This window comes from Methanococcoides seepicolus, from assembly GCF_023684405.1.
In the GTDB taxonomy this organism is placed as follows: Archaea; Halobacteriota; Methanosarcinia; order Methanosarcinales; family Methanosarcinaceae; genus Methanococcoides; species Methanococcoides seepicolus.
In genome coordinates this window covers 1-22,860 of the sequence record NZ_JAGSOI010000020.1, presented here as the reverse complement: position 1 = coordinate 22,860, position 22,860 = coordinate 1, and the positions used below count along the sequence as shown (strand labels likewise).

Here is a 22,860-nt window from a genome sequence, read left to right as displayed (position 1 = left end):
GTTCTTAAGAATACTTATATCAGCCCTTATCCACAAGCACAGCATCCTCGATAATTACCCTCGCCGTATATTCATCCCTCTCGACAAGATCATACTTGTTTATCTGTATCCTCTTTTTGAACATTGGTGCATCGATGACAAAACTCTCGAACTCACCACCTTCCCCTGCAATGTTCAAGCCGATCCTTTCATTGAGCTTTACGAGCTTATCCACTTCATAAGCAGTAATTTCCTTTCCTACCCAGCCACTGTCAAGACCATAGGCAGCTATACTGCTGAAAATGAACCTGAATCCATTGTCAAGCAGTTCCCGCATTTCCTGCTCCTGGTCCATATGCCACAATGGTGAGAACACATCGAGGCCAAGCTCATTGCATATCTTTTCGATCCTGTCCTTCTGATAATTGGAATACAGTGCGCCTGTCACGATCCCTTCGAGACAGTATTCCTTCTTTGCTTCCAGGATGGCATTTTTTAGATCATCAAGCTCAAGCTCCTTCTCTCCCTCTGTAAAGGTCTCCAGAAGAGGAAATCCCATGGCTTCTGCCTGCAACCTTGACAGGTCGATGTTCGGGGTATGGAACATATATGAATCAGGATTTTTGCTTTTTATCGTGATCAAACACTCAATGGAATTTCCTTTTTCCTGCATAAGATGCAATGCATAGCAGGAATCCTTGCCTGAACTGAAAAGAACGCCGAGTTTCACTTTATCTACTCTCCTGAAAACTATTGATATAATCGGTCTTATTCGCAAAACCTGCTCTTTTTGCAAGCTTCTTTAAAGCCTGATCGAACCTGCTACCATACTGAGCAGCTTTCTTCCCCCTCTCGGTCACATACTTTGGTAACCCAAGCTCCTCACCTGCCTTTCGCAGGATGATCTTGTTCATCTCATCGGAGATCTTATACTCTTTTGGAATGGCAAGGGCATATTCCACAAACTTCTCATCAAGATAGGGAAGACGCACTTTCGCTCCCGTGAACGCCGCGACCGTATCATCGCGATACGTGTTCACTTCATGCATTTCCATGATATCCCTGATACAATCCTCATTTACAGATGCTGAACTTTTGAACCTGTTATATCCGGCAAAAAGTTCATCAGCTCCGGCACCTGCGAACAATATATTTATGCCATCATTCTTTGCCGCCTTACATGCCGCATACATCGTCAATGCGACACCTGTCTTCGGAACGGTCGCATCCTCTATCAAAGGGACAACTGTACTTAGATACTCTTCCACAGTATCGAGACCGATCTCATGCACATTTAATTCAAGTTCAAGCTCATCTGCCAGCTTTCTTGCACAGGTGATATCCGGTGACGGGACCTGCCCTGAAAGTCCCACCGTATAACAATTACATATTACGCCTTTAGCTTCAGCAAACCCTTTACAAAGCAGGGCGAGGATAGTGGAATCAATTCCTGCTGAGAACATTACACCAAAATCCTCATCCGGCACACGTATAGAGACCGCGTCTTTAAGCAAAGAAAGAAGACCATCCCGGACCTCCACAAAAGATCCCTGATGTTCTGCAAGTCCCTGCAAAAATTCTCTATCGTATACCTTTATAGTATCGTTTTTAAGATCGTAGCATAGGATCTGCCGAGGATCAAGTTCCACCACTTCATGAAGCCCGGACATCTCTAAGAACTTCTTTTCCGAAGCGAATGCAAAACCGGAAGATACGTCATACCAGAGAGGTTTTATACCGATCCGATCTCTTGCGAGAAACAGTTTATCACCTATATGAAAGGCAATTGCATAAACCCCGCGAATAGTCCTTAATGAACTATCAAAACGTTGGAACATCTCATGATCACTGCAGTTATCAAGGCTGAAAGTATCCTGCAAAAGTCGTGTCAGAATTGACATGTTCTCCACAGCATCACAATGAAGTTCACATGCAAGCTCATCTAAATTGTAGATGTCAGTATCTCCGATAAATTCGAACTGGTCTGATGATGAACTCAATGGGGATGAAGCTGCCAGACTATCAAAACCTATCATGGCTTCATTGAGTGACATGGACTGTATTTCAGAGGCAGAACACACCTTATGAATACCATCGCCTGTATAGATGAAAGCTTTATAGTCACCACGAGATTCCATTTCATTAAAGATCTTAACCATACTGATGGAAGAAGAAGCTAATTTGAAGAAACCTGCGATTCTGCCCATGTAGTTTGAACACTTGTCTACCATATATTTATGTATCGGAAATTGACACATGGAATATATACAGTGATAAAATAAGACATCAAAATTACTGACTATTTAGTAATGAACCACTGATTATATATTCTAATTATGCACTAATAGTGAAAGTCCTTTGGAATAAAAAGCCATAAAACATTGTATATTTGATAATCGGTATGCTTTTATTTATTGTTTCAAAAATAAAAAAGGAGTTAGACTTTAGTGGAAGGGAAAGGCAAGACAGTAGAGCAACTATTCCATATGGGATTCTATGCGGAATACCCGGATGAGAAGATATAGTACTATTCTGCAGTACTTGAATCCGAATCAAAGGACCCCCTGTTATGGAACGAAGAAGCTATCGCATTAGTCTGGACCAACACCGGCATTGCATATTGCGACCTTAGCATTTATGATAAAGCCATCCACTGTTTTGAAAAGGGCCTTGAGCTCGACACCGATAATCCTGATATATGGTACAACAAGGGTATCGCTCATTCTTATGTTGGTGAGCATGAAGAATCGATCAGATCTTATTCAAAGGCTCTTGATATCGACCCAAAATATGATAATGCGTGGATAAATAAGGGAATTATATTTGACATGCTTGGCAGATATGAAGATGCAATTGAATGTTATGAGAATGTCCACAGTAGCATGGAACTTAATTCAAAATACACCATTAAATGGAACAAAAAAGGTGTCGCTTACTACCACATGCAAAAATATGAAGAAGCCATCACTTGCTTTGCAAAGGTCTTGAATGCAGATCCCGATTATAAAGATGCAAAGATCAATATGGCCGCAGCAATGGCAAAACTAAAACGCGATGAAGCATAATAATCAGATCCAGCCTTAAGTTGTACAGTCAGACAGATGATCCTTGATCTCATGAGGGATAAACTATTTTCAATGAACTGAAGAACAATATTAGAACACTTGCATTGCCAATTGCAAAGAATATTCCGATCTCACCAAATGTGCTGACCGTGATAGGCCTTGGCATCAGTTTTCTGGCTGCCATCGAATTCGCCACAGGGGATCTGATAATGGGAGCTGCATATATAATGATAAGTGGCATATTTGATGTTCTTGACGGAGCCGTTGCAAGGGTATCAGGGATGATAACACCTTTTGGAGGAGTACTTGATTCGGTATGTGACAGATATGCTGACGCAATTATCTTTGCCGGGATCATCTACGGTTCAATAACAGGCGTTATACATCAGCCCACATTCTTACAGGCACCATTGTGGCTATTATGTATAATCGCGCTGATCGGTTCTTACATGGTCAGCTACACGCGTGCCCGTGCCGAAGCCGCAGGCTCTTCATCAATGAACGTTGGTATCGCAGAGAGGTCTGAGCGTATGATCATACTGGTACTGGGAGCATTCAGTTCTCAGATCATGGTCGCAGTGGCACTTATCGCAATACTTACACACGTAACGCTTTTACAAAGGATATGGAAAGCCAAACAAACCTTATAAACCTATATATAAGATAATAATTTAAGGTACAAGATATCGATCAGATAATGACCACAACACATTAAAGAAGAGATCATTTTCAAAGCGATATTTTTAATTGCTTGGTGTCCATTAATAGCCATAATCACATCATAAGTAAACACAGAGGAAAAAAATGCAATACCGTGCAGAAGTAACCATAGAACGTAAGTCAGGAATGCTGGACCCTGAAGGCACTACTATCAAGAGAGCACTTGAACACCTTGGCTACCACACAAATGATATCAAGACCTCAAAGAGATATATCATCGATCTCGAAGAAGAGTCCGCAGAGCTGGCAGAGACTAAAGTTGATGAAATGTGCCAGAAACTTATTGCAAACCCGATGATCCATAATTATACGATCGACTTGAGGGAAGTTTAAATGACTATCGCCATCATTCAATTTGGTGGAAGCAATTGCGATCTTGACGTTCTGCATGTACTGGAAGATGTTGTCGGAACAGATGCAGAACTTGTCTGGTACAAGGAACACGACCTTGATAAGTATGAAGGTGCAATTATCCCCGGAGGATTCTCCTACGGCGACTACCTACGCGCAGGTGCTATCGCATCAAGGACACCTATTATGGACTCCATCAAGAAGATGGCAGACGAAGGAAAGCCTATAATGGGAATTTGCAACGGATTCCAGATACTCACAGAATCAGGTCTCTTGGATGGAGCACTTACCACCAACGAATACCCAAAGTTCAGATGTGAATGGACGAACTTGAGGGTCGAGACGAACGATTCACCTTTTACATCCGCATTCAAGAAAGGAGAGGTCATCCGCATACCCATAGCCCACATGGAAGGTAATTTCTACGCAGATGAAGCAACCCTTTCGAAAATGGAAGACAATGATCTCGTAGCGTTCAGATATGTTGACAGCGAAGGTCATGTGACCGAAGAAGTAAACCCCAATGGTTCACAGGAGAACATTGCAGGGATACTCAGCGGCAACAGAAATGTAATGGGTCTTATGCCTCACCCTGAAAGGGCATCTGAAGAAGTCCTCGGTTCCAATGACGGGATCAGGATGTTCAAGTCAATGGTAGAGTATATTTCAAGCAGGTGAACACCTGTTATACTCCCATTATCTTTTTATTCTTTTTTTGGCTCTGTAGAAAACCTATTTTCCGTTTAATTTTAACATAAAATTTTAAAAGGATTAATCCCCTGAGTATTACTTAGCACAAGAAAATACAAAGGGGATGATTGTGTTTTGCCTAACAAATATTTAAAGTTTGTTGATACAGCGCTAGCTGTATCAGGTAACTCCCACCTCCAGATATATAGTTGCAAGTATCAATAATCGTTTCATAACCGTACCCCATACACATTTTTCGTCTGATCATATATAATACAACCTTAAACGAACGTTTCAACGAATATTTTGCTTCCTTCGCTTAATGTGGAGATTGAGTCCAGCAGCACCCACTATTATAATGGCAAGCAGGTATACAGACAACATCATGCTGTCATCCGTTTCCTCCACTGTTGCCGACACCTTGATCACATCGGATGTCCGGACATTGCCGTGGATGTCCTTGTATTCTACCTCAGTGTCGATCCCATATGTTTTGGCCAGTGCGTCACTTTCCACTTCTATACTGTAAGCGCCTGGTATGAATCGCCGGGTCCAAGGGTGCCCAGAAATGCCTGATCATCGGTATTGCTGAATGGTTCTGATACTGTTATTCTGGCCACGGCATCCTCAGCCACCTCATCCCCTGTATTCCTGTATGTGATGTAAAGAAGGCTTTTTTGATCTGGTATCAGCTGGGATCTTACACTCTCAACGATAAGATCAGCCTTTGGCTTCACTTCAATATAGATAGGCAGGGTCTGGTTCTTCGTGACATACCAATAATCTATCTTCTGGTTCGGATAGCCCTCAACTTTAACGTCAATCTGGTATTGATAGTTCAGGTCCAATGCGAGCTCATATGTTCCAGAGGGTGCATTTTTGAAGATCTCTATGTCGAATTCCATTGGGAGTGCCATCTCACCGCTCCTGAGATATTCTACATTCTGAGGCGTGCTGAAGATCCTTATTGGTGCTTCTTCAGGATTTTCCAGGGTACCATGGATATTTATTGCTGTGGTAATGTCGTATTCAAGATCAAGTTCCGTGCTGGCATCCATGAGCTCATTCGGTCCTGATGGCTCATTTTCAGTATCAAAGGTAGTTGTCTGACCGGTATTCAGCAACCGGACGAATATCTTGGAAGTTTCCCCGCTTTCAAATTCAAGGTCCCCTATCACAGAACCTGATAGCTGTGGTTCTCCTGAAACATCATAGTAATCATCCAGGAGTTCTCCAATGTTGGGAGGAATGACCTCAGAACTAACATTAGGGGTTGCTGCAAGCAGTAGAAAGACTCCTAACAACAGCAGCACCTTTTTTGACATACTCATATCCCCCTTCATTTTTGGACCATGTAGGACACAAAATGCAATTTATAACTTAACTTTGTCACTCAAAATAAATATAAGTGTTCTTAGTTTTGTTCGATCCTATCATAAATGCAACACAAAATAAGGGCATAAGACCAGTTTAAAATAGCAATCTATCTTTTATGATCGGAAAGATATGCGGAGGAAATTTTACCCCATATGGATCTATCCTATGATGTCGTTTATGGGGGTGCCAAATAGTTGCAACAGGTAGGCATTTATACGAGAGTTATTCAAATATAACAATGGGGATTGAGGTTAGTGCAACCGTTACATAATGGAATTGTGTACTTTCCTTTGAGTTTCTGCCTTCCGATAATTTGATTTAATTGATGTGAATTCTGTGCCCTTTCAGTAAGGTGTTCGGCATGAAAATGGATGATGTACCTCTAAAAGTGAAATTGATCCTATACATAGGGTTCAGTGTTCTTTTAGTGATGGCTGCTACTACAGCTATCATTATTTCTACCAGCACATCCCAGCATGAGGACCTTGCATATAAAAAGTCCATAGAGAAAGCAAGCAACTATGCAAACCAGTTCAATTCGGATATGCAATCGAACATGGCCATTGCAAGGACAATTGAAAACACGCTTACCGTTTACAATTCCTCTGACAGGGATGAGGTCAATGATATTCTAAGGGAAGTGCTGATCGCTAATCCCAATCTAATAGGTACCTATACGGGTTTTGAACCCAATGCCTTTGATGGAAAGGATGCTGAATATGCAGGTACTGAAGGGTATGATTCCACAGGCCGGCTTGTACCCTACTGGAACAAGATCGGTGGTACCATGTTCGTGGAACCTCTTCTGGACTATGACACCTCCGATTACTACCAATTGCCAAAACAACTTGAACAGGAAGTACTGACAGAGCCATACCTGTATCAGGGGGAACTGATTGTTAGTTATGTATCCCCGATAATAAGGGAGGATGAGTTCATTGGCATCGGTGGTGTTGATGTATCGCTTAACTATATCGATGAGATCGTTTCCAATGTCACTGCTTTTGAGAAGGGTTATGCGTTCACTGTTAGCAATACCGGTATACTGTTATCCCATCCTGTGCACAAGGAGTGGATCGGGATGAAGACCCTTAATGATTTCAACGACCCTGAAATAGAGATCATGGCAGAGGATATCCTTGTCGGGCAAGGGGGTCATATAGAGACCGCTGACCCGACCACAGGGGAAGATGTGATAATATTCTATGAACCGGTACGTACAGGCAATTATTCTTTTATTCTGGTGATACCAAAAGAGGACATGCTATCAGATGTCACAGCCCTGCGGAATGAACTTATACTCATCTCATCGCTTGCACTTATTTTCATGGCAGGTGCAGCCTATCTCGTTGCGATATTCATAACTCGTCCGATAAACGAGATAGTTTCCAATTTTGAAGATATCTCTGATTCTGCCCTGAAAGGTGATCTGAACAGAAGGGCTGAGACAGATGTGGTAGTGGATTTCAGGAAGATTCCCTCTGGCCTGAATGACATCCTTGATTCGCTACAGATCTATTCGGATGACCTGGAAAAAGCAAATAAGGAGCTCAAATCACTGGACCAGATGAAGGACGTCTTCCTCTCAAATGTCAGCCATGAGCTAAGGACACCGCTTACCAGCATCAAAGGCTATACCCAGAATGTGTATGATGAGTCCCTGGGTGATATCAACGGGCCACAAAAAACATCACTTGGAGCTGTGCTTCGCAATGCAGACAGGCTCAGGCGCCTAGTAAATTCCCTGCTATATATAAGCCAGGCACAGGCAGAGATCATTGAATACGACTTCAAGGAGTACCGGATAGCGGAAATAATGGACAGCACCATTATGGATACCATCATGCTCGTTGAAGCGAACGAGCTCCAGATCGAAAAGAAGGTACCTTCAGATCTCCCGACCATCGAAGCCGATAAAGCCCACCTGGTCGATATGCTGAACAACATAGTCGATAATGCCATCAAGTTCACTCCTCCCGGTGGTATGATCACCCTTGGAGCATCTGATGAAGAAAATCATCTGCACCTCACTGTCAGTGACACCGGTATCGGTATTCCCAAAGAGCTTATCCCGAACCTGTTCAAGAAGTTCTACCAGATCGATTCGTCCATAAGACGAAAATACGGCGGAACAGGCCTGGGTCTCTACATCTGTAAAAAGATCGTTGATGCTCATTCCGGTGAGATATGGATCGAGAGCGAACCCCATAAGGGAACCACTGTTCATATCAGGCTTCCAAAGGTCAGGGATGGTGGGGAAGTTGGTGGAAATGAGGAATGAGATTTTTAAGGTCCTTTCGAAAATCTAAAAGAAATCATTTTTATATTAATTGTGACTATTGAACTGTTGCCAGAATGAGCTAATGTCATCATAGGCAGCTTGACCCCAGGTAAATAAGAGCTAAAAACTTCAATGGGCACAAATTTATGAGTGATAATCAGAATCCGGAACAGAAAGCCAGGGATAGTATAGATAAAAAATTAACTGATTCCGGCTGGCTAGTTCTGAAAAAAAATGAGGTTGATTGGAATGCTTCCCGTGGCATTGCTGTTAAGGAGTATTCTACCGAGGTGGGACCGGCTGATTATGTACTTTTTGTTGACAAAAGACCTGTTGGTATCATTGAAGCTAAAAAGGATGAGGAAGGTCACCACCTGACCGTTGTTGAAGAGCAGGCAAGTGAATATGCTACGAGCAAACTGAAATACCTGAAAAATGATCCGCTTCCTTTTATTTATGAGAGTACCGGAAAGCTGACCAGATATACTGACCAGCGTGATCCGAAACCACGGTCCAGACAAGTTTTCTCTTTCCATCGGCCGGAAACATTCGCTCCTTATCTTAAAAAGGAGATATCATTAAGGGAAAGGTTACTTTCTCTACCAGAGTTAAAGACAGAGGGTCTGCGCGATTGCCAGATAATGGCAATTGAAAATCTTGAGAGGTCCTTCAAGGACAATCGACCAAAGGCTTTGGTACAGATGGCGACAGGTTCCGGGAAAACCTATACTGCTGTCACTTTCATTTACCGCTTGCTAAAATATGTGGATGCTAAGAAGATACTGTTCCTTGTTGATACCAGAAATCTGGGGGAGCAGGCAGAGCAGGAATTCATGGCCTATATGCCAAATGACGATAACCGTAAATTCACTGAGCTGTACAATGTGCAGCGTTTACGTTCCAATTATATCTCTTCGGACAGTCAGGTGTGTATCTCCACTATACAGCGTTTGTATTCCATCCTTAAAGGTGAGGAGCTGGACGATGAAGCTGAAACTCAGAATCCTGCTGAGAAGGACTGGCAGAAAAAGGAACCACTTCCGGTTGTCTATAATGAGAGTATTCCTATTGAGGAGTTTGATTTTATTGTGGTCGATGAGTGCCACCGCTCCATCTACAACCTGTGGCAACAGGTTATCGATTATTTCGATGCATTCTTGATCGGCCTGACAGCAACACCGGATAAGCGTACCTTCGGATTTTTCAATGAGAATGTGGTCAGCGAGTACGGTCATGAGGAAGCTGTAGCCGATGGCGTGAATGTTGGTTATGATGTATACACTATTGAGACCGAGATAACTAAGAACGGCTCTCAGATCAAGGCCAAAGAGTTCGTGGACAGGCGGGAGAAACTTACCCGCAGGAAGCGCTGGGAACAGCTTGATGAGGACTATACGTATGCTGGCAATAAGCTTGACCGGGATGTTGTCAACCCGAGCCAGATCAGAAATGTGATAAGGACCTTCAGGGATAAGCTGCCTGAGATATTCCCGGGAAGGGATGAGGTTCCAAAGACGCTGATATTTGCCAAGACCGACAGCCATGCGGATGATATTATACAGATCGTGCGGGAAGAGTTCGGGGAAGGTAATGCTTTTTGCAAGAAGGTGACCTACAAGGTCGAGGAAGACCCGAAATCTGTGCTGTCGCAGTTCCGTAATGATTACAATCCAAGAATTGCTGTGACTGTGGATATGATCGCTACCGGTACGGACGTTAAGCCACTGGAATGCCTGTTGTTCATGAGGGATGTGAAAAGCCGGAACTATTTCGAGCAGATGAAGGGCAGAGGTACGCGGACAATGGGTTTCGATGATCTTAAGAAGGTGACACCCTCGACAGTTTCGGCCAAGACGCATTTTGTGATAGTAGATGCCGTGGGCGTTACAAAGAACCTCAAGACCGACAGCAGACCGCTGGACCGCAAAAAAGGGATCTCCCTGAAAACCCTGCTGGAAGCGGTAACGTTTGGCGCTCAGGATGAGGACCTTTATATTTCACTGGCCAGCCGGCTGGCAAGGCTGAACAAACAGATCACCGATGAGGAGAGGGCAACTTTTGCTGAAAAGGCCAACGGAAAGGATATCAGTGCGGCTATAAGGGACCTGTTCAGTGCCTATAATCCTGACATAATCGATGCCAGAGCCGCCGGCATAAAGCAACAGCAACCCCAGATGCCTGAACAGGAGGTACAGGAGCAGGCACAACAGGAGTTGATCGATGTTGCCAGATCGACCTTTTCAGGAGAGCTTAACGAGTATATAGAGAATGTACGCAGGGTGCATGATCAGATCATCGATACGGTGAATCTCGACACAGTCCTCAGGGCCGAGTGGGACAAGGACGCCGTTGTAAAAGCAGATGAGCTTATCAGTGATTTCAAAGCCTATATGGAAGCCAACAAGGATGAGATCACAGCCCTCACCATCTTCTACAACCAGCCCTATCAGCGCAGGGACGTGACCTTCAAAATGATCAGGGAAGTGCTGGAGAAACTAAAGCTGGAAAAACCCCACCTTGCACCCTCACGGGTCTGGCAGGCCTACGAGCAACTGGAAAAGGCCAACGGCAACTCCCCAAAGAACGAGCTTACAGCCCTGGTATCCCTCATCCGCAGGGTTACCGAGATCGACCCCGTCCTTACAGCCTACGACCTGACCGTGAACAGGAACTTCCAGAACTGGGTATTCAGCAAACAGGCCGGAACCCTCAAGTTCAATGAAGACCAGATGAACTGGCTCCGAATGATAAAGGATTACGTATCCACCAGTTTCCACCTGGACCTCGAAGACCTCGATTACACCCCCTTCGATGCTATGGGTGGCCGTGGCAGGATGTACCAGCTCTTTGGTGACGGGATGAATGTGGTTATTAGTGAATTGAATGAGGCATTGGCGGTCTAAGTTGGGTAAAAGATTGGGTGGTAAGTTGGGTAATACGTTGGGTGAAAGGTTCGGAGTAAAGTTCGGAGTAAAGTTCGGAGTAAAAAATGTCATACACCTATTGAGATTTGAAGTTTATATATTCAGATAATTAATGGAGTTGAAGTGGAAGATGAAAATTTTATATGATACTAATATTCTGATTCATATTAATGACCCAAAAGAACTTTCTCCCAATCTCCAATCATTATTAGCAATAATCCGAGAACATGGTCATCAAGAGGTTATTCATCCTGCTTCCCAAAAGGATATAGAAAATGATAATGACATTGGAAGAAGGAAGGTTACTTTATCAAAATTATTTGGTTACCCTTTTCTTCCTTCACCCCCTAAACCAGATGATAATTTTATTTCGTTAGTAGGTCCTCCTACAAATTCACATGATGAAAATGATAACGAAATTCTTTATTCACTTCAAAAAAATCTTGTCGATTTCCTGATTACAGAAGATAAAGGTATCAAGAATAAAGCAAGTTTGCTGAATCTCGATGATAGAGTCTTTTCTATAGAGGCAGCTCTCGATTATTTTAATGTGATGTATCAACGTTTTTCTCCAAGTCACAGTTTATTGAGGAAAATGTATGCTCACGAGATAAATATAGACCAATCTTTTTTTGATTCATTGAAAGAAGATTATGGTTAGATCGATTTTAGAATATGGTATGATAAGTGTATCAAAGAAAGTCGTGAATGCTATATTTATGAAGTTGATGGGGAAACTAAAGCCTTTCTCATGTTAAAAGAAGAAAACGAACCAATCGAGGCATATAATCCAATTCATGCGGCAAAAAGAGTTAAAATTGCAACACTGAAAGTAAATCTCTCTGGATCCAAAATAGGAGAGCTTTTCCTAAAAATCGCTTTTGAGTATTGTATCAATAATGATATTTTTGAAATCTACTTAACTCATTTTGAAGTTGAAGATGATGGTCTGTTTCATCTTATTGATAAGTTTGGCTTTGAAAGAGCTGGAAAACTAAAAAAGAATGATGAAACTGTATATCTGAAAAAACTCATCGGTGAACAACAAGAATTATCTCCATTAGAGATTGCAAAAAAATATTATCCATGTTTTAAAGACGATGAAAGTGTTAACAAATTTGTAATTCCAATTCAGCCACGATTTCATGACATACTATTTCCTGAATATAGAAATAGGCAAATGAAATTGACAGATTATATTGAGATAAATGTTCCTGGAAATACAATAAAAAAAGCATATCTTTCATCACGTTTTTCTTCAAAATTGAGTGTAGGGGATATAGTCTTATTCTATCGTTCACATGACCAAAAAGCTATTACTTCTCTTGGAATCGTTGATCGAGAACCTATAAGAAATAACAATATTGATGAGCTTAAGAGAATTGTAGGCAAAAGAAGTGTGTATTCAGAGGAACAACTTATAGAAAAAGCAGAGGATGGAGTTTTCATTATTCCTTTTAAACACCATTTTTACTTCCCAAATCCTTTAAATTGGAGTGAGCTTAAACAAAAAGGTATACTCAATGGTCCTCCACAATCAATAACTGAAATAAACCATGAGCAATATTTAGCCCTAAAAAACGGTGGCAAACTCGATGAACGTTTTACTGTCAATTAAACCAAAATATGTTGATGAAATCCTAGCAGGTAAAAAGATATTCGAGTTTAGAAAAGCTATTTTCAAGAAAAAAGATCTAGGAAAAGTATTCATCTATTCGAGTTCCCCTGTCAAAAAAGTAGTTGCTTCCTTTGAGATTGCCCGAATCATTGCTGATTCACCTCAAAAACTGTGGGATAAATGCCATAAATACGGAGGAATTCCCGAAAATGACTTTTTCGAGTATTTCAAAAATTCAGATGTTGCTTATGCAATCGAAATAACCAATCTCGAGACATTTTCTGAGCCGTTTGATCCCTATAAATTAAAAAAGGACTTTAGACCACCCCAATCTTACTGCTATTTACCGTTGAATTATTTTGAAAAAAAATATGAAACTGTATTTTTAACAGAAGAAAACAAAGAATATGATGCAAAGATATCTGCAATTGATAAGAATAAGTCTCAGTTTAACCAAAGTTCTGAATCTGTAGAAGAAAGAATTGGATGGATTGATGCCGAATTGAGCCAGATGGCTGAAATTATAATGGGACAATCGCCACCATCTTCAACTTACAATGAAAATGGAATTGGACTCCCATTTTTTCAAGGAAAAGCAGAGTTTACTGTACTGCACCCAGTTGTTTCAAAGTGGTGCTCAAAACCAAAGAAGGCGGCTGAATCAAATGATATCCTAATTTCAGTTCGAGCCCCAGTTGGAACAACAAATATTGCCAATCAAAATTGTTGTATTGGTAGAGGATTAGCAGCTATTCGTTACTCTTATTGTAATAAGTATGTGTTTTACTTTTTAAGATTAATTGAAAAAGAGTTGGATAAAAAAGGTACTGGCACTACATTTAAAGCGATTTCAGGTGCAGTTTTGAAAAGTGAAATAATTCCACTTTCCCCACTCCCCGAACAGCGTGTCATAGTCTCCAAGATCGAGCAGCTCTTCAGCGAGCTGGACAACGGCATTGCCAACCTCAAACTGGCACAGGCACAGCTCAAGGTGTACCGGCAGGCAGTGCTGAAGAAAGCATTTGAGGGGGAGCTCACGAGGGAATGGCGGGAACAGCAGACCGATCTGCCGGAAGCGAAGGATTTGCTGGAGCAGATTCAGGTAGAGCGGGAAGAGAGTTACAACAAGAAGCTGGATGAGTGGAAAAGGGCAGTTCGAGAGTGGGAAGATGCAGGAAAGGAAGGTAAAAAACCCACAAAACCAAAAAAGTCCAAGGAAACTGAACCACTTACAGAACCCGAACTAGATGAATTCCCTAAACTACCTGAAAAATGGGAATGGACAAAAATAGGTCAAGTTTCAAAAGTAGGTACTGGAGTTACACCATTAAAAAAAAGGAGCGATTTTTACGAGGGCGGTACAATCCCTTGGGTTACAAGTGGTGCACTCAATGAATCCTACGTGAATTTAGCATCTGATTATGTTACTGACATTGCCTTGAAAGAAACAAATCTAAAAATTCATCCCAAGAATACTTTGCTTATTGCTCTTTATGGAGAGGGGAAAACAAGGGGAAAATGCTCTGAATTATTAATTGAAGCAACAACGAATCAAGCTATTGCTGCAATCGTTCAGGAAAGAACTGAAGAAAAAATCAGGTCATATTTAAAATGGTTCTTGACGAAAAACTATGATGAAATTCGAATAAAGTCTTCAGGCGGAGTTCAACCAAATCTAAATTTAGGGATTATAGAAAATACCGTTTTCCCACTCTGCTCTCTTCTCGAACAACATTCTATCGTCACTGAAATCGAAACCCGCCTTTCAGTATGCGATAAGGTCGAGCAGGACATCGAAGAGAATCTCAAAATAGCCGAGGCACTGCGGCAGAGTATTTTGAAAAGGGCGTTCGAGGGGAAGTTGCTCAATAAGCGGGAGCTGGAAGAGGTGCACAGTGCGCCGGATTGGGAACCGGCTGAGTTGTTGCTGGAACGGATAAGGGCTGAAAAAGCGGGCAGCGGTAAGAAGGGGAAAGCATGATCTCGGAGCAATTGAAGGGCATCATCAGGGATGGTGAAGGGCTTACTGTGGAATTTAAGGAGTGCAGGAATAAGCTGAACAAGGATGTCTATGACAGTGTGTGTGCGTTCCTGAATCGCAGTGGTGGGCATATCGTTCTTGGGGTTCGGGATGATGGGGTCGTTACGGGGATCGATGAGGATGCTTTGCCACAGATCAAAAAGGATCTGGTCACTGCGCTGAACAATCCACAGAAGATCAATCCGCCTTTGTATATTTTGCCGGAGACTATTGTCATTGATGAGAAGATCGTTCTTTATCTTAATATTCCTGAAGGCTCTCAGGTTCATCACTGTAACGGGAAGATATTTGACAGGAACGAGGACGGAGATATGAATATAACCAATCAGTCCGATGCTGTGGCTCATCTGTATATTCGTAAACAGAGTTCGTTCTCTGAAAATCGTATTTATCCTTACGTTAGAATGGATGATCTCAGAAGTGACCTTTTCCAGAGGGTAAGGAAAATGGTTCGTGCTGAAAATCCAGATCATCCGTGGGGTGCTATGAGTGATGAGGAGATTTTGAGCAGTGCCCGTTTATATCAGCGTGATTACCAGAGCGGAAAGGAAGGTTATACCCTTGCGGCAGTTCTGCTATTTGGGAAAGATGAGGTTATACAGAGCATACTGCCACAATATAGAACCGATGCCATTCTCCGAAGGGTCAATCTTGACCGCTATGATGACAGGGATGACATCCGTACCAATCTTATCGAAAGTTATGATAGGCTGATGGCCTTTGTTGCAAAACATTTGCCAGACCCGTTCCATCTTGAAAAGGACCAGAGGATCAGCCTGCGTGATCATATTTTCAGGGAAGTTGCTGCAAATATACTCATCCACAGGGAATATCTGAACAATTTCCCTGCAAAATTGATCATTGAAAAGAATCAGGTCATAACAGAAAATGGGAACCGTCCGCACGGTCATGGTCTGATCAATCCTTCAAATTTCACCCCCTATCCCAAAAATCCAGTAATTGCCCGCGTTTTCAAAGAGATCGGGAGAGCTGAAGAACTGGGTTCAGGAGTTCGCAAGCTCCATAAATACACAAGGATATATTCCGGTGGGAACGATACACAATTTATAGAAGGGGATATTTTCAAGACAATTATTCCTGTTACCCCCCAAGCTACCCCTCAAGCTACCCCCCAAGCTACCCCCCAAGCTACAAGTGAAAAAATTAAAGCCTTATTGGAATACTGTACTGAACCAAGAAGCAGGGAAGAAATCCAAGGATTTATGGGATTAAAGGATAGAAAGCATTTCAGGTTAGAAATCTTAAATCCACTTATTCAAGAAGGAAAAATCCTTCTGACAATTCCAGATAAACCAAATAGCCCAAATCAAAAATACTACTCACATATCAAGGATAAAAAAACATGACCGAACATACATCATCCATTGTCTCCAAAGTGTGGAGTTTCTGTAATGTCCTGCGTGACGGGGGAGTGAGCTATGGCGATTATCTGGAGCAGTTGACATATCTCATATTCCTGAAAATGGCAGAGGAATACAGGAAACCTCCTTATGATCGGGATATCGGGATACCTGAGGAATATAGGTGGGATGTGCTGAAACAAAAGCGTGGGGCTGAGCTTGACACTCATTACAAGATGCTTCTGGAGGAGCTGGCGAAAAAGCCGGGTATGCTCGGGCAGATCTTCCTTAAGGCACAGAACAAGGTAAGCGATCCTGCCATGCTTTACAAGGTCATTGACATGATCGATAAGGAAAGCTGGGTGATGATGGGTGTCGATACCAAGGGCGAGATCTACGAGGGACTTTTGCAGAAGAATGCAGAGGATACCAAAAGCGGGGCCGGGCAGTATTTCACTCCGCGGCCGCTCATCAGGACGATGGTGGAATGTCTGCGTCCGGAACCCATGAAGACAATAGGTGACCCCTGCTGTGGTACAGGTGGTTTCTTTTTGGCAGCCTATGACTTCCTGACCTTGCATAACCAGATGGACCGGGAGCAGAGCCGTTTCCTGAAGAATGGTACCTTTGGTGGCAATGAGATCGTTGCTGGAACCCGAAGGCTGGCACTGATGAACATGTTCCTGCACAACATCGGGGAGATCGACGGGGAACCTTCGATATCCAATTCGGATGCATTAATAGCTGATTCAGGGGAACGTTATGATTACATCCTCACCAATCCGCCATTTGGTAAGAAGAGCAGCATGACCTTCACCAACGATGCAGGAGAGCTTGAAAAAGAAGACCTCACCTACAACCGTCAGGATTTCTGGGTGACCACAGGTAACAAGCAGCTCAACTTTGTGCAGCACATCCATACCATCCTCAAAGCAGGCGGTCAGGCAGCAGTGGTCCTGCCGGATAATGTTCTCTTCGAAGGTGGTGCAGGGGAGGTCTTGCGCAAGAAGCTCCTTGAGACCACCGACCTGCATACGATCCTTCGCTTACCCACAGGCATCTTCTATGCTAATGGTGTCAAGGCTAACGTGCTTTTCTTTGAAGCAAAACCCGCAGCTAAAGAGCCGTGGACAAAGGAAGTATGGATATACGACTACCGGACCAATGTACATCACACGCTTAAAAAGAACCCTCTGAAATTCTCCGACCTGGAAGACTTTATCCAGTGCTACAATACTGAAGACCACTTCGATCGTCAGGAAAGCTGGAGCGACGAAACTCCTGAAGGAAGATTCCGTAAGTTCAGCTATGATGAGATCGTGGCAAGGGATAAGACGAATCTGGATATATTCTGGCTCAAGGATGCAAGTCTTGCTGACCTTGATAATTTGCCTGATCCTGATGTTCTCGCAAACGAGATCATCGAGAATATCGAAGCATCACTTGAAAGCTTCAAGGAGATCATGGTAGTGATCAATGGAGAGTGAGGATCTTATGCTGTTGTCTGCTTATGCAGACAGCCCTTTTTTCGGATAGATACCTATTTTCACGTTCAGGTCTAATTTTAAAAAAGTAAAAAAGTAAAAAGTACGTCCCCTGCATTAATTCTTCAATGCAAAATACATACTTCCCATTGCTACCAGTGTAACCAGAAGGCCGATTATTCCGCCTACAAATGGTATTTCTGTAAGGATCAGTATTATAAGGAGGCCGACTGCCAGTACAGCCCACTGGTTATATTTGAAGCCTGCTTTTCTGAACGTTACCTCTCCGAGCCACATTGCAGTGTATATCTTTGCGATCACCAGGACGATGGCCAGCAGCAATAGCAGGAAGAGTGCAATTGGGATGCCGATGATGGTTATTAAGAGGACGACTGCTCCTATAAATGAGCCTATCAGTATCAGCAGTCCTACTGCGATCTTCTTCAAAGGTTCTTCCTGTATTTTCTTTGCGATCTCTTCGGTCTTTTCCGGGAAGACCAGGATGGACATTACACCCAGAGCGAACAGGAAGATGTAATATGAGATCTTGCCAACGATGGCTATCCCTTTGAATACTCCATCAGCATCGGACCTGTCGTCGTATTCTCCTCCCTTGTCAAATTTGATATCTTCCCCTACAACACCGGTAGGTATCGATATTTCTTTGGGGGTGGTGTAATCCAGGTTACCTTTTATGCTTGAATCGGGTTGTATGGTTATATCGGCCGAATCCAGTTTTGCATCTCCTTCGATATTACCTGAGATCACCAGTGAACCTGCTGAGACCTCAAGTAAGCCTCCGAAGTTTCCTCCAAGATCGGCATCGCCACTTCTTATGGTCGTATCACCGCCAATGTTTGCATTCTCAGTTGTGGACACTGTGCCGGCAGCTACCAGAAGATCGTCACCTATCTGGCCGCTAAGTTTGAAAGTTCCACAGGCGGCCCTCACATCATCGCCGATAATGCCTGTAATTGTCACATCACCTGCAGTAACAATGAGATCCCCGGAAACGTTCCCGGTGATCTGCACAGTACCTCCGGCAGCTACGACATCTCCACGGACATCCCCATTCACTATCAGGGTGTCCCCCGCAATGTAAACATCATCTTCGACCGTTTCATTGATGATTACCAGGCTACCGCTTTCGAACATACTGGATGCACTTGCATTAGATGTTAAAGATAACAATAAGAATACAATTACGAATATCATCCATAGACTATCTTTCAATTTCATATGACCCCACCTTTTAATTTTTAATGTAAAGTTTGAAATTAATGACTATTAAATGTTTCTGAATTTTGGGCTCTGTAGAAATCCTCATTTGAATAATAAAAATAATCCGGGCATACCTGTCAAGGTTATGCACTAATAACTTGAATTTAATCTCTTTTAATTGATTCCAGTACTTGTTTGCCCTAATTTCCTCACCATATTTTCTTTTCAGGACCGAGGACATCGTTTCTACCAGATTTCTATTATGATACAGTTCCTCATCAAATTCCCATATCATTTTTCTACGGTACTTACCTTTGATCTTCTTTCTTTTCCTTTGCCTCAAAGGAATCATGGCTATTGACCCTAGTTTTTCTCTTGCAAGAGAATGTATATCTTCAGAATCGTAACCCTTATCCATGACATAGTAACTTGATCTGCGAGTTTTATGACATTGCTTTAGCAATGTCATTGCATGCTTTGAATCGTGTACAGGTTTACCTGAGATCTTAAAACCAGTGACAATAAACTTATTAGTATCAACAGAAATACTGGTTTTCAGGAAAGATCTTCGTTTCTTTTCTGTTCTCCACGAATAATAGTAACTACAATGACCACTCGTAAATCCACTCGAATCAATGGCAGTTACCTCAATCTTTTCACCATGAGAATAAAAGAGTTTTAGTGTTTGCTGTAGCAATCCGCTGAAATAAACAGAATTGAGTCTTGTAGTGAATTTATGAAGTGTCGTAAAGTGTGGAACCTGTTTAAGTCCGATTCTTGATTTGACCTCATCCATTACTTCGACAAGTTCAACAATATCTCTATAATCCTCATTCAGATACTCTTTCAATAAAACCAATGTCAATAACTGGTGTTGTGTATATTTTCTTTTGGAATACTTGCAACTATATATCTGGAGGTGGGAGTTACCTGATACAGCTAGCGCTGTATCAACAAACTTTAAATATTTGTTAGGCAAAACACAATCATCCCCTTTGTGTTTTCTTGTGCTAAGTAATACTCAGGGGATTAATCCTTTTAAAATTTTATGTTAAAATTAAACGGAAAATAGGTTTTCTACAGAGCCCTTTCTGTGCATATTTTAATAGAAGAAGCAGACGTATTACTTTCACACCACCGGAAGTAGAACCTGCGCAGCCTCCTATGAACATCAACAAAAAGAGGATGGACCTTGAAGAATCCGGCCAGAGGTTGAAATCCGCTGTCGCATAGCCGGTGGTCGTGAGGATTGAAATGACCTGGAAACTGCTGTACCTGAAAGCATCAGCAAGCGAATATACCTCGGTCTTGAATAACATATGGGCAAGAACAATGGTTGCTATTGCAATGATCGAAAAATAAAACTTGAACTCCTGGTCCTTTATCAGGCTTGTTCTATCAGAAAAGATCGACTTATAATGAAGGGCAAATTTTGCTCCTCCCTGGAACATGAACACCATGATGATCCCTTCGACCATGGGGTCATTAAAAGCTGCTATACTGTCTGAATATGGGGAAAATCCGGAGCATGAGATGGATGTAAATGTATGGGTGATGGCATCATAAGGGGACAAGCCTGCAATCATTAGGATAAGCAGTTCCGAAATAGATAGCACGATATAAACAAGCCACAGGATCTTTGCAGTCTCCCTTGTCCTCGGTCGCAGTTGCTCTTCCTGAAGCCCCGGCACCTCTGCGCGGAACATTTGCCTTCTTGCAATGCCGAGCTTTGGCAAGATGGTAATGAACAACATGATAATTCCCATGCCTCCAAGCCATTGGGTCATGCTTCTCCAGAAAAGAAGGCTTCTGCTATGGCTCTCAATGTCAGTAAGTGCAGTTGCTCCGGTAGCTGTTACTCCGGACATGGATTCGAATAAAGCACTTATCGGGGTACGCCTTCAAGCATGTAGGGGAATGAATAGAATATTGCAGCAACAAGCCAGCCAACTGCAACAATAAAAAATCCTTCTTTTAGATTCCATTCCTCATCTTTTCTCTTAAAGAACAATGTAAAAAGAGATGCAACAACGACGGTAATGGCAAGAGGGATAGCAAATGTCTGTAAACTTTCTCCATAATAAACAGCAACGAACAATGGAATAATCATGAATCCGGCAAGTAACCAGAAAATAGAACCCAATACGCCCAGCACGACATTATATCTCAGACCGATCACACCACATTATTAAATCTTTGTTTTTTACAATAGACTCGATTGCAATCAAAAGGCATCCTTTTTACTAATGTGCCATGCTCAATCAATCTGTATACTTATAGATATGTGATGCAAATTGTGCACTATACCATACGTTGTTGTTAATGATTGATAAATTATTCTTGCAGGATGTATTCGTTTCCTCTCATACATTCGTTTTTTCTCATTTTAATAGAAATGGTATCAATCAAAAAAATAATTATAAATGATCAATGAAGGGGTTAGTCTAACAAAGAATATAATGGGGCAACAATATCTGTTATCCATGGAATTTCAGAATGAGTACTTTGAAGCTCAAATTTTTAAGGATATTAACCTTTCAGACGTATCTTTCAAAAATTCAAAGTTCATTGATTGTGTTTTTGAAAACTGTAATTTATCAAACGTGGATCTGGATAACACAAGATTTCAGGACATTAAATTCAAGAACTGTAAGGTTCTGGGATTGGACTTTTCAAAATGCAATGACTTCATACTCACTTTTGGTTTCGAAGACTCATTTATTTCCCTGTCAGTGTTTTCTCATCTGAATTTAGAAAATACGAATTTTGCGAATTGCCAGATATATGACTGTGATTTTGTAAATACTAATTTGGCAAAAACGAATTTTGAAAATTCCGATCTTAAGGACAGTCATTTTCAAAATGCGAACCTGAGCTTTGCATCGTTCAAAAACGCAAAGAACTATGATATAGATCCAAACAACAATTTTCTAAGGAAAACAAAATTTTCTATTCCTGAAGTTATTTCTCTCTTAAATGTTTATGATATTGAATTGGAATGAACAACTTCTAAATCATAATATGGTATCATATTGTACCTATGTAAATTGTAATGATACTTCATTTGTCTTCATCATAGCGAACTCATATGTGCTTATAATTAATGGTTTTCATATATGTTTGCTTAAGTTTTAATGTCTGAAAGCTCGATTTCAAGATCATTAATGAACGTGCGTGCTTTTGTCCCTGGGTATCTTCAGTGCTGATGCATATTTTCGTGCTATCACTGACGATCATGTACCAACCTGTCTTCTTTTAGATATTCAAGTTTTGGTGTATGGCTCAATCATGCTATACATTGTCACACAACGTATAAATACGAGAGCGTAGTGTTAGGGGTGCTCTCATTGAGCTGATTGGTGCCGTTTTCGGTACGATCAGGATGAGGGTTCAAAAACGTTTATGCTCTTTCATGACTGGATTCACATTCTCAAAAATGTGGTTATGCTTTCCGATTCGGAACGTATATATAGCATGGAGGAGTTTAAGGAAATCCACTCAACGTGTGGAATTTCAATCACCTTCAAATCAAGATCATTAGTGGAGACCGGAGCTTTTTCGGTCTGACGTTGAATTTGGCAGTTCGATTAATTCTGACTGATAGTGTAAATCTATCTATCGAGAACTAATCGAAATTGTGCATGAATAAGTAACTCTCTAATTCACTTTAGAGTGTTCTTTTCCGACAATTTTTAAGTTTAACTTCCATTTAAGTGTGCTTTAACAACAAACTCTGGTTGATCCTGCC

The 22,860-nt window shown here is 41.8% G+C and carries 20 protein-coding genes; 12 read left to right on the top strand and 8 right to left on the bottom strand.

Features of this window, described 5'->3' with window-relative positions:
* Nucleotides 1–19: 19 nt before the first annotated feature.
* Together KDK67_RS06535 and KDK67_RS06530 are read right to left on the bottom strand one after the other, a co-directional pair.
* Nucleotides 20–709: a diphthine--ammonia ligase gene (locus KDK67_RS06535; RefSeq protein ID WP_250868006.1), complete on the bottom strand. Its 690-nt coding sequence runs from the start codon at nucleotides 707–709 to the stop codon at nucleotides 20–22.
* Nucleotide 710: 1 nt separating this feature from the next.
* The gene (locus KDK67_RS06530) at nucleotides 711–2,186 is read right to left on the bottom strand and encodes an asparagine synthase-related protein (protein ID WP_250868005.1); all 1,476 of its coding nucleotides are present in this window, start codon (nucleotides 2,184–2,186) and stop codon (nucleotides 711–713) included.
* 357 nt (nucleotides 2,187–2,543) lie between these two features.
* Between KDK67_RS06530 and KDK67_RS14445 the strand changes: the two genes are divergently transcribed.
* From KDK67_RS14445 to purQ, 4 genes are all read left to right on the top strand, one after another.
* Nucleotides 2,544–3,044 (top strand): tetratricopeptide repeat protein, encoded by a 501-nt coding sequence (locus KDK67_RS14445; RefSeq protein WP_420846924.1) that lies wholly within the window; start codon nucleotides 2,544–2,546, stop codon nucleotides 3,042–3,044.
* 104 nt (nucleotides 3,045–3,148) lie between these two features.
* Nucleotides 3,149–3,694 carry a CDP-alcohol phosphatidyltransferase family protein gene (locus KDK67_RS06520; RefSeq protein WP_250868003.1) on the top strand — a complete coding sequence of 182 codons (546 nt, stop codon included), beginning with the start codon at nucleotides 3,149–3,151 and terminating at the stop codon, nucleotides 3,692–3,694.
* Nucleotides 3,695–3,848: 154 nt separating this feature from the next.
* Entirely contained in the window at nucleotides 3,849–4,097 is a 249-nt protein-coding gene (gene purS, locus KDK67_RS06515) for a phosphoribosylformylglycinamidine synthase subunit PurS (protein ID WP_250868002.1), read from the top strand.
* Nucleotides 4,098–4,793, top strand: coding sequence for a phosphoribosylformylglycinamidine synthase I (gene purQ / locus KDK67_RS06510; RefSeq protein WP_250868001.1), 696 nt, complete (start codon nucleotides 4,098–4,100; stop codon nucleotides 4,791–4,793).
* 306 nt (nucleotides 4,794–5,099) lie between these two features.
* Here the strand turns inward: purQ and KDK67_RS06505 are convergent, their stop codons facing one another.
* A complete protein-coding gene (locus tag KDK67_RS06505) occupies nucleotides 5,100–5,321 on the bottom strand; it encodes a hypothetical protein (protein WP_250868000.1) in 222 nt (73 codons plus the stop codon).
* Between the two features lie 2 nt (nucleotides 5,322–5,323).
* Nucleotides 5,324–6,130, bottom strand: a complete 807-nt coding sequence (locus KDK67_RS06500; protein ID WP_250867999.1) for a COG1361 S-layer family protein — start codon at nucleotides 6,128–6,130, stop codon at nucleotides 5,324–5,326.
* 413 nt (nucleotides 6,131–6,543) lie between these two features.
* Here KDK67_RS06500 and KDK67_RS06495 point away from each other — a divergent pair, with 413 nt between their 5' ends.
* The 7 genes from KDK67_RS06495 (at nucleotide 6,544) to KDK67_RS06465 (ending at nucleotide 17,894) form a co-directional block, all read left to right on the top strand.
* Nucleotides 6,544–8,463 carry a sensor histidine kinase gene (locus KDK67_RS06495; RefSeq protein ID WP_250867998.1) on the top strand — a complete coding sequence of 640 codons (1,920 nt, stop codon included), beginning with the start codon at nucleotides 6,544–6,546 and terminating at the stop codon, nucleotides 8,461–8,463.
* A 146-nt stretch (nucleotides 8,464–8,609) separates the two neighbouring features.
* Entirely contained in the window at nucleotides 8,610–11,366 is a 2,757-nt protein-coding gene (locus KDK67_RS06490; RefSeq protein ID WP_250867997.1) for a type I restriction endonuclease subunit R, read from the top strand.
* Between the two features lie 133 nt (nucleotides 11,367–11,499).
* On the top strand, nucleotides 11,500–12,048 hold the full coding sequence (locus KDK67_RS06485; protein ID WP_250867996.1) for a PIN domain-containing protein: 549 nt from the start codon (nucleotides 11,500–11,502) through the stop codon (nucleotides 12,046–12,048).
* A 90-nt stretch (nucleotides 12,049–12,138) separates the two neighbouring features.
* The gene (locus tag KDK67_RS06480; RefSeq protein WP_250867995.1) at nucleotides 12,139–13,005 is read left to right on the top strand and encodes an EVE domain-containing protein; all 867 of its coding nucleotides are present in this window, start codon (nucleotides 12,139–12,141) and stop codon (nucleotides 13,003–13,005) included.
* Nucleotides 12,983–14,986, top strand: coding sequence for a restriction endonuclease subunit S (locus KDK67_RS06475; RefSeq protein WP_250867994.1), 2,004 nt, complete (start codon nucleotides 12,983–12,985; stop codon nucleotides 14,984–14,986). Before KDK67_RS06480 ends, KDK67_RS06475 begins: the two co-directional genes overlap by 23 nt.
* Entirely contained in the window at nucleotides 14,983–16,413 is a 1,431-nt protein-coding gene (locus tag KDK67_RS06470) for an RNA-binding domain-containing protein (RefSeq protein WP_250867993.1), read from the top strand. Before KDK67_RS06475 ends, KDK67_RS06470 begins: the two co-directional genes overlap by 4 nt.
* Nucleotides 16,410–17,894, top strand: a complete 1,485-nt coding sequence (locus tag KDK67_RS06465; protein WP_250867992.1) for a type I restriction-modification system subunit M — start codon at nucleotides 16,410–16,412, stop codon at nucleotides 17,892–17,894. The genes KDK67_RS06470 and KDK67_RS06465 overlap by 4 nt, the downstream gene beginning before the upstream one ends.
* A gap of 114 nt (nucleotides 17,895–18,008) precedes the next feature.
* Here KDK67_RS06465 and KDK67_RS06460 read toward each other — a convergent pair whose 3' ends face one another.
* The 4 genes from KDK67_RS06460 to KDK67_RS06445 all read right to left on the bottom strand — a co-directional run bounded on the left by KDK67_RS06460 (nucleotide 18,009) and on the right by KDK67_RS06445 (nucleotide 21,291).
* On the bottom strand, nucleotides 18,009–19,130 hold the full coding sequence (locus tag KDK67_RS06460; protein WP_250867991.1) for a FapA family protein: 1,122 nt from the start codon (nucleotides 19,128–19,130) through the stop codon (nucleotides 18,009–18,011).
* Between the two features lie 13 nt (nucleotides 19,131–19,143).
* Nucleotides 19,144–20,091 (bottom strand): IS5 family transposase, encoded by a 948-nt coding sequence (locus tag KDK67_RS06455; RefSeq protein WP_250867990.1) that lies wholly within the window; start codon nucleotides 20,089–20,091, stop codon nucleotides 19,144–19,146.
* Nucleotides 20,092–20,158: 67 nt separating this feature from the next.
* Nucleotides 20,159–20,980: a TrkH family potassium uptake protein gene (locus KDK67_RS06450; RefSeq protein ID WP_250867989.1), complete on the bottom strand. Its 822-nt coding sequence runs from the start codon at nucleotides 20,978–20,980 to the stop codon at nucleotides 20,159–20,161.
* Between the two features lie 17 nt (nucleotides 20,981–20,997).
* Entirely contained in the window at nucleotides 20,998–21,291 is a 294-nt protein-coding gene (locus tag KDK67_RS06445) for a hypothetical protein (RefSeq protein WP_250867988.1), read from the bottom strand.
* Between the two features lie 304 nt (nucleotides 21,292–21,595).
* On the opposite strand from KDK67_RS06445, the gene KDK67_RS06440 reads away from it, so the two are divergent.
* Nucleotides 21,596–22,114 carry a pentapeptide repeat-containing protein gene (locus KDK67_RS06440; protein ID WP_250867987.1) on the top strand — a complete coding sequence of 173 codons (519 nt, stop codon included), beginning with the start codon at nucleotides 21,596–21,598 and terminating at the stop codon, nucleotides 22,112–22,114.
* The last annotated feature ends 746 nt before the right edge of the window (nucleotides 22,115–22,860 follow it).

Excerpts from the sequence above, each read along its gene's own strand:
- KDK67_RS06530 (WP_250868005.1), bottom strand. The coding sequence starts at position 2,186 with ATGGGCAGAATCGCAGGTTTCTTCAAATTAGCTTCTTCTTCCATCAGT.
- purS (WP_250868002.1), top strand. The coding sequence starts at position 3,849 with ATGCAATACCGTGCAGAAGTAACCATAGAACGTAAGTCAGGAATGCTG.
- purQ (WP_250868001.1), top strand. The coding sequence starts at position 4,098 with ATGACTATCGCCATCATTCAATTTGGTGGAAGCAATTGCGATCTTGAC.
- KDK67_RS06500 (WP_250867999.1), bottom strand. The coding sequence starts at position 6,130 with ATGTCAAAAAAGGTGCTGCTGTTGTTAGGAGTCTTTCTACTGCTTGCA.
- KDK67_RS06495 (WP_250867998.1), top strand. The coding sequence starts at position 6,544 with ATGAAAATGGATGATGTACCTCTAAAAGTGAAATTGATCCTATACATA.
- KDK67_RS06490 (WP_250867997.1), top strand. The coding sequence starts at position 8,610 with ATGAGTGATAATCAGAATCCGGAACAGAAAGCCAGGGATAGTATAGAT.
- KDK67_RS06485 (WP_250867996.1), top strand. The coding sequence starts at position 11,500 with ATGGAGTTGAAGTGGAAGATGAAAATTTTATATGATACTAATATTCTG.
- KDK67_RS06480 (WP_250867995.1), top strand. The coding sequence starts at position 12,139 with ATGTTAAAAGAAGAAAACGAACCAATCGAGGCATATAATCCAATTCAT.
- KDK67_RS06475 (WP_250867994.1), top strand. The coding sequence starts at position 12,983 with ATGAACGTTTTACTGTCAATTAAACCAAAATATGTTGATGAAATCCTA.
- KDK67_RS06470 (WP_250867993.1), top strand. The coding sequence starts at position 14,983 with ATGATCTCGGAGCAATTGAAGGGCATCATCAGGGATGGTGAAGGGCTT.
- KDK67_RS06465 (WP_250867992.1), top strand. The coding sequence starts at position 16,410 with ATGACCGAACATACATCATCCATTGTCTCCAAAGTGTGGAGTTTCTGT.
- KDK67_RS06460 (WP_250867991.1), bottom strand. The coding sequence starts at position 19,130 with ATGAAATTGAAAGATAGTCTATGGATGATATTCGTAATTGTATTCTTA.
- KDK67_RS06450 (WP_250867989.1), bottom strand. The coding sequence starts at position 20,980 with ATGTCCGGAGTAACAGCTACCGGAGCAACTGCACTTACTGACATTGAG.
- KDK67_RS06440 (WP_250867987.1), top strand. The coding sequence starts at position 21,596 with ATGGAATTTCAGAATGAGTACTTTGAAGCTCAAATTTTTAAGGATATT.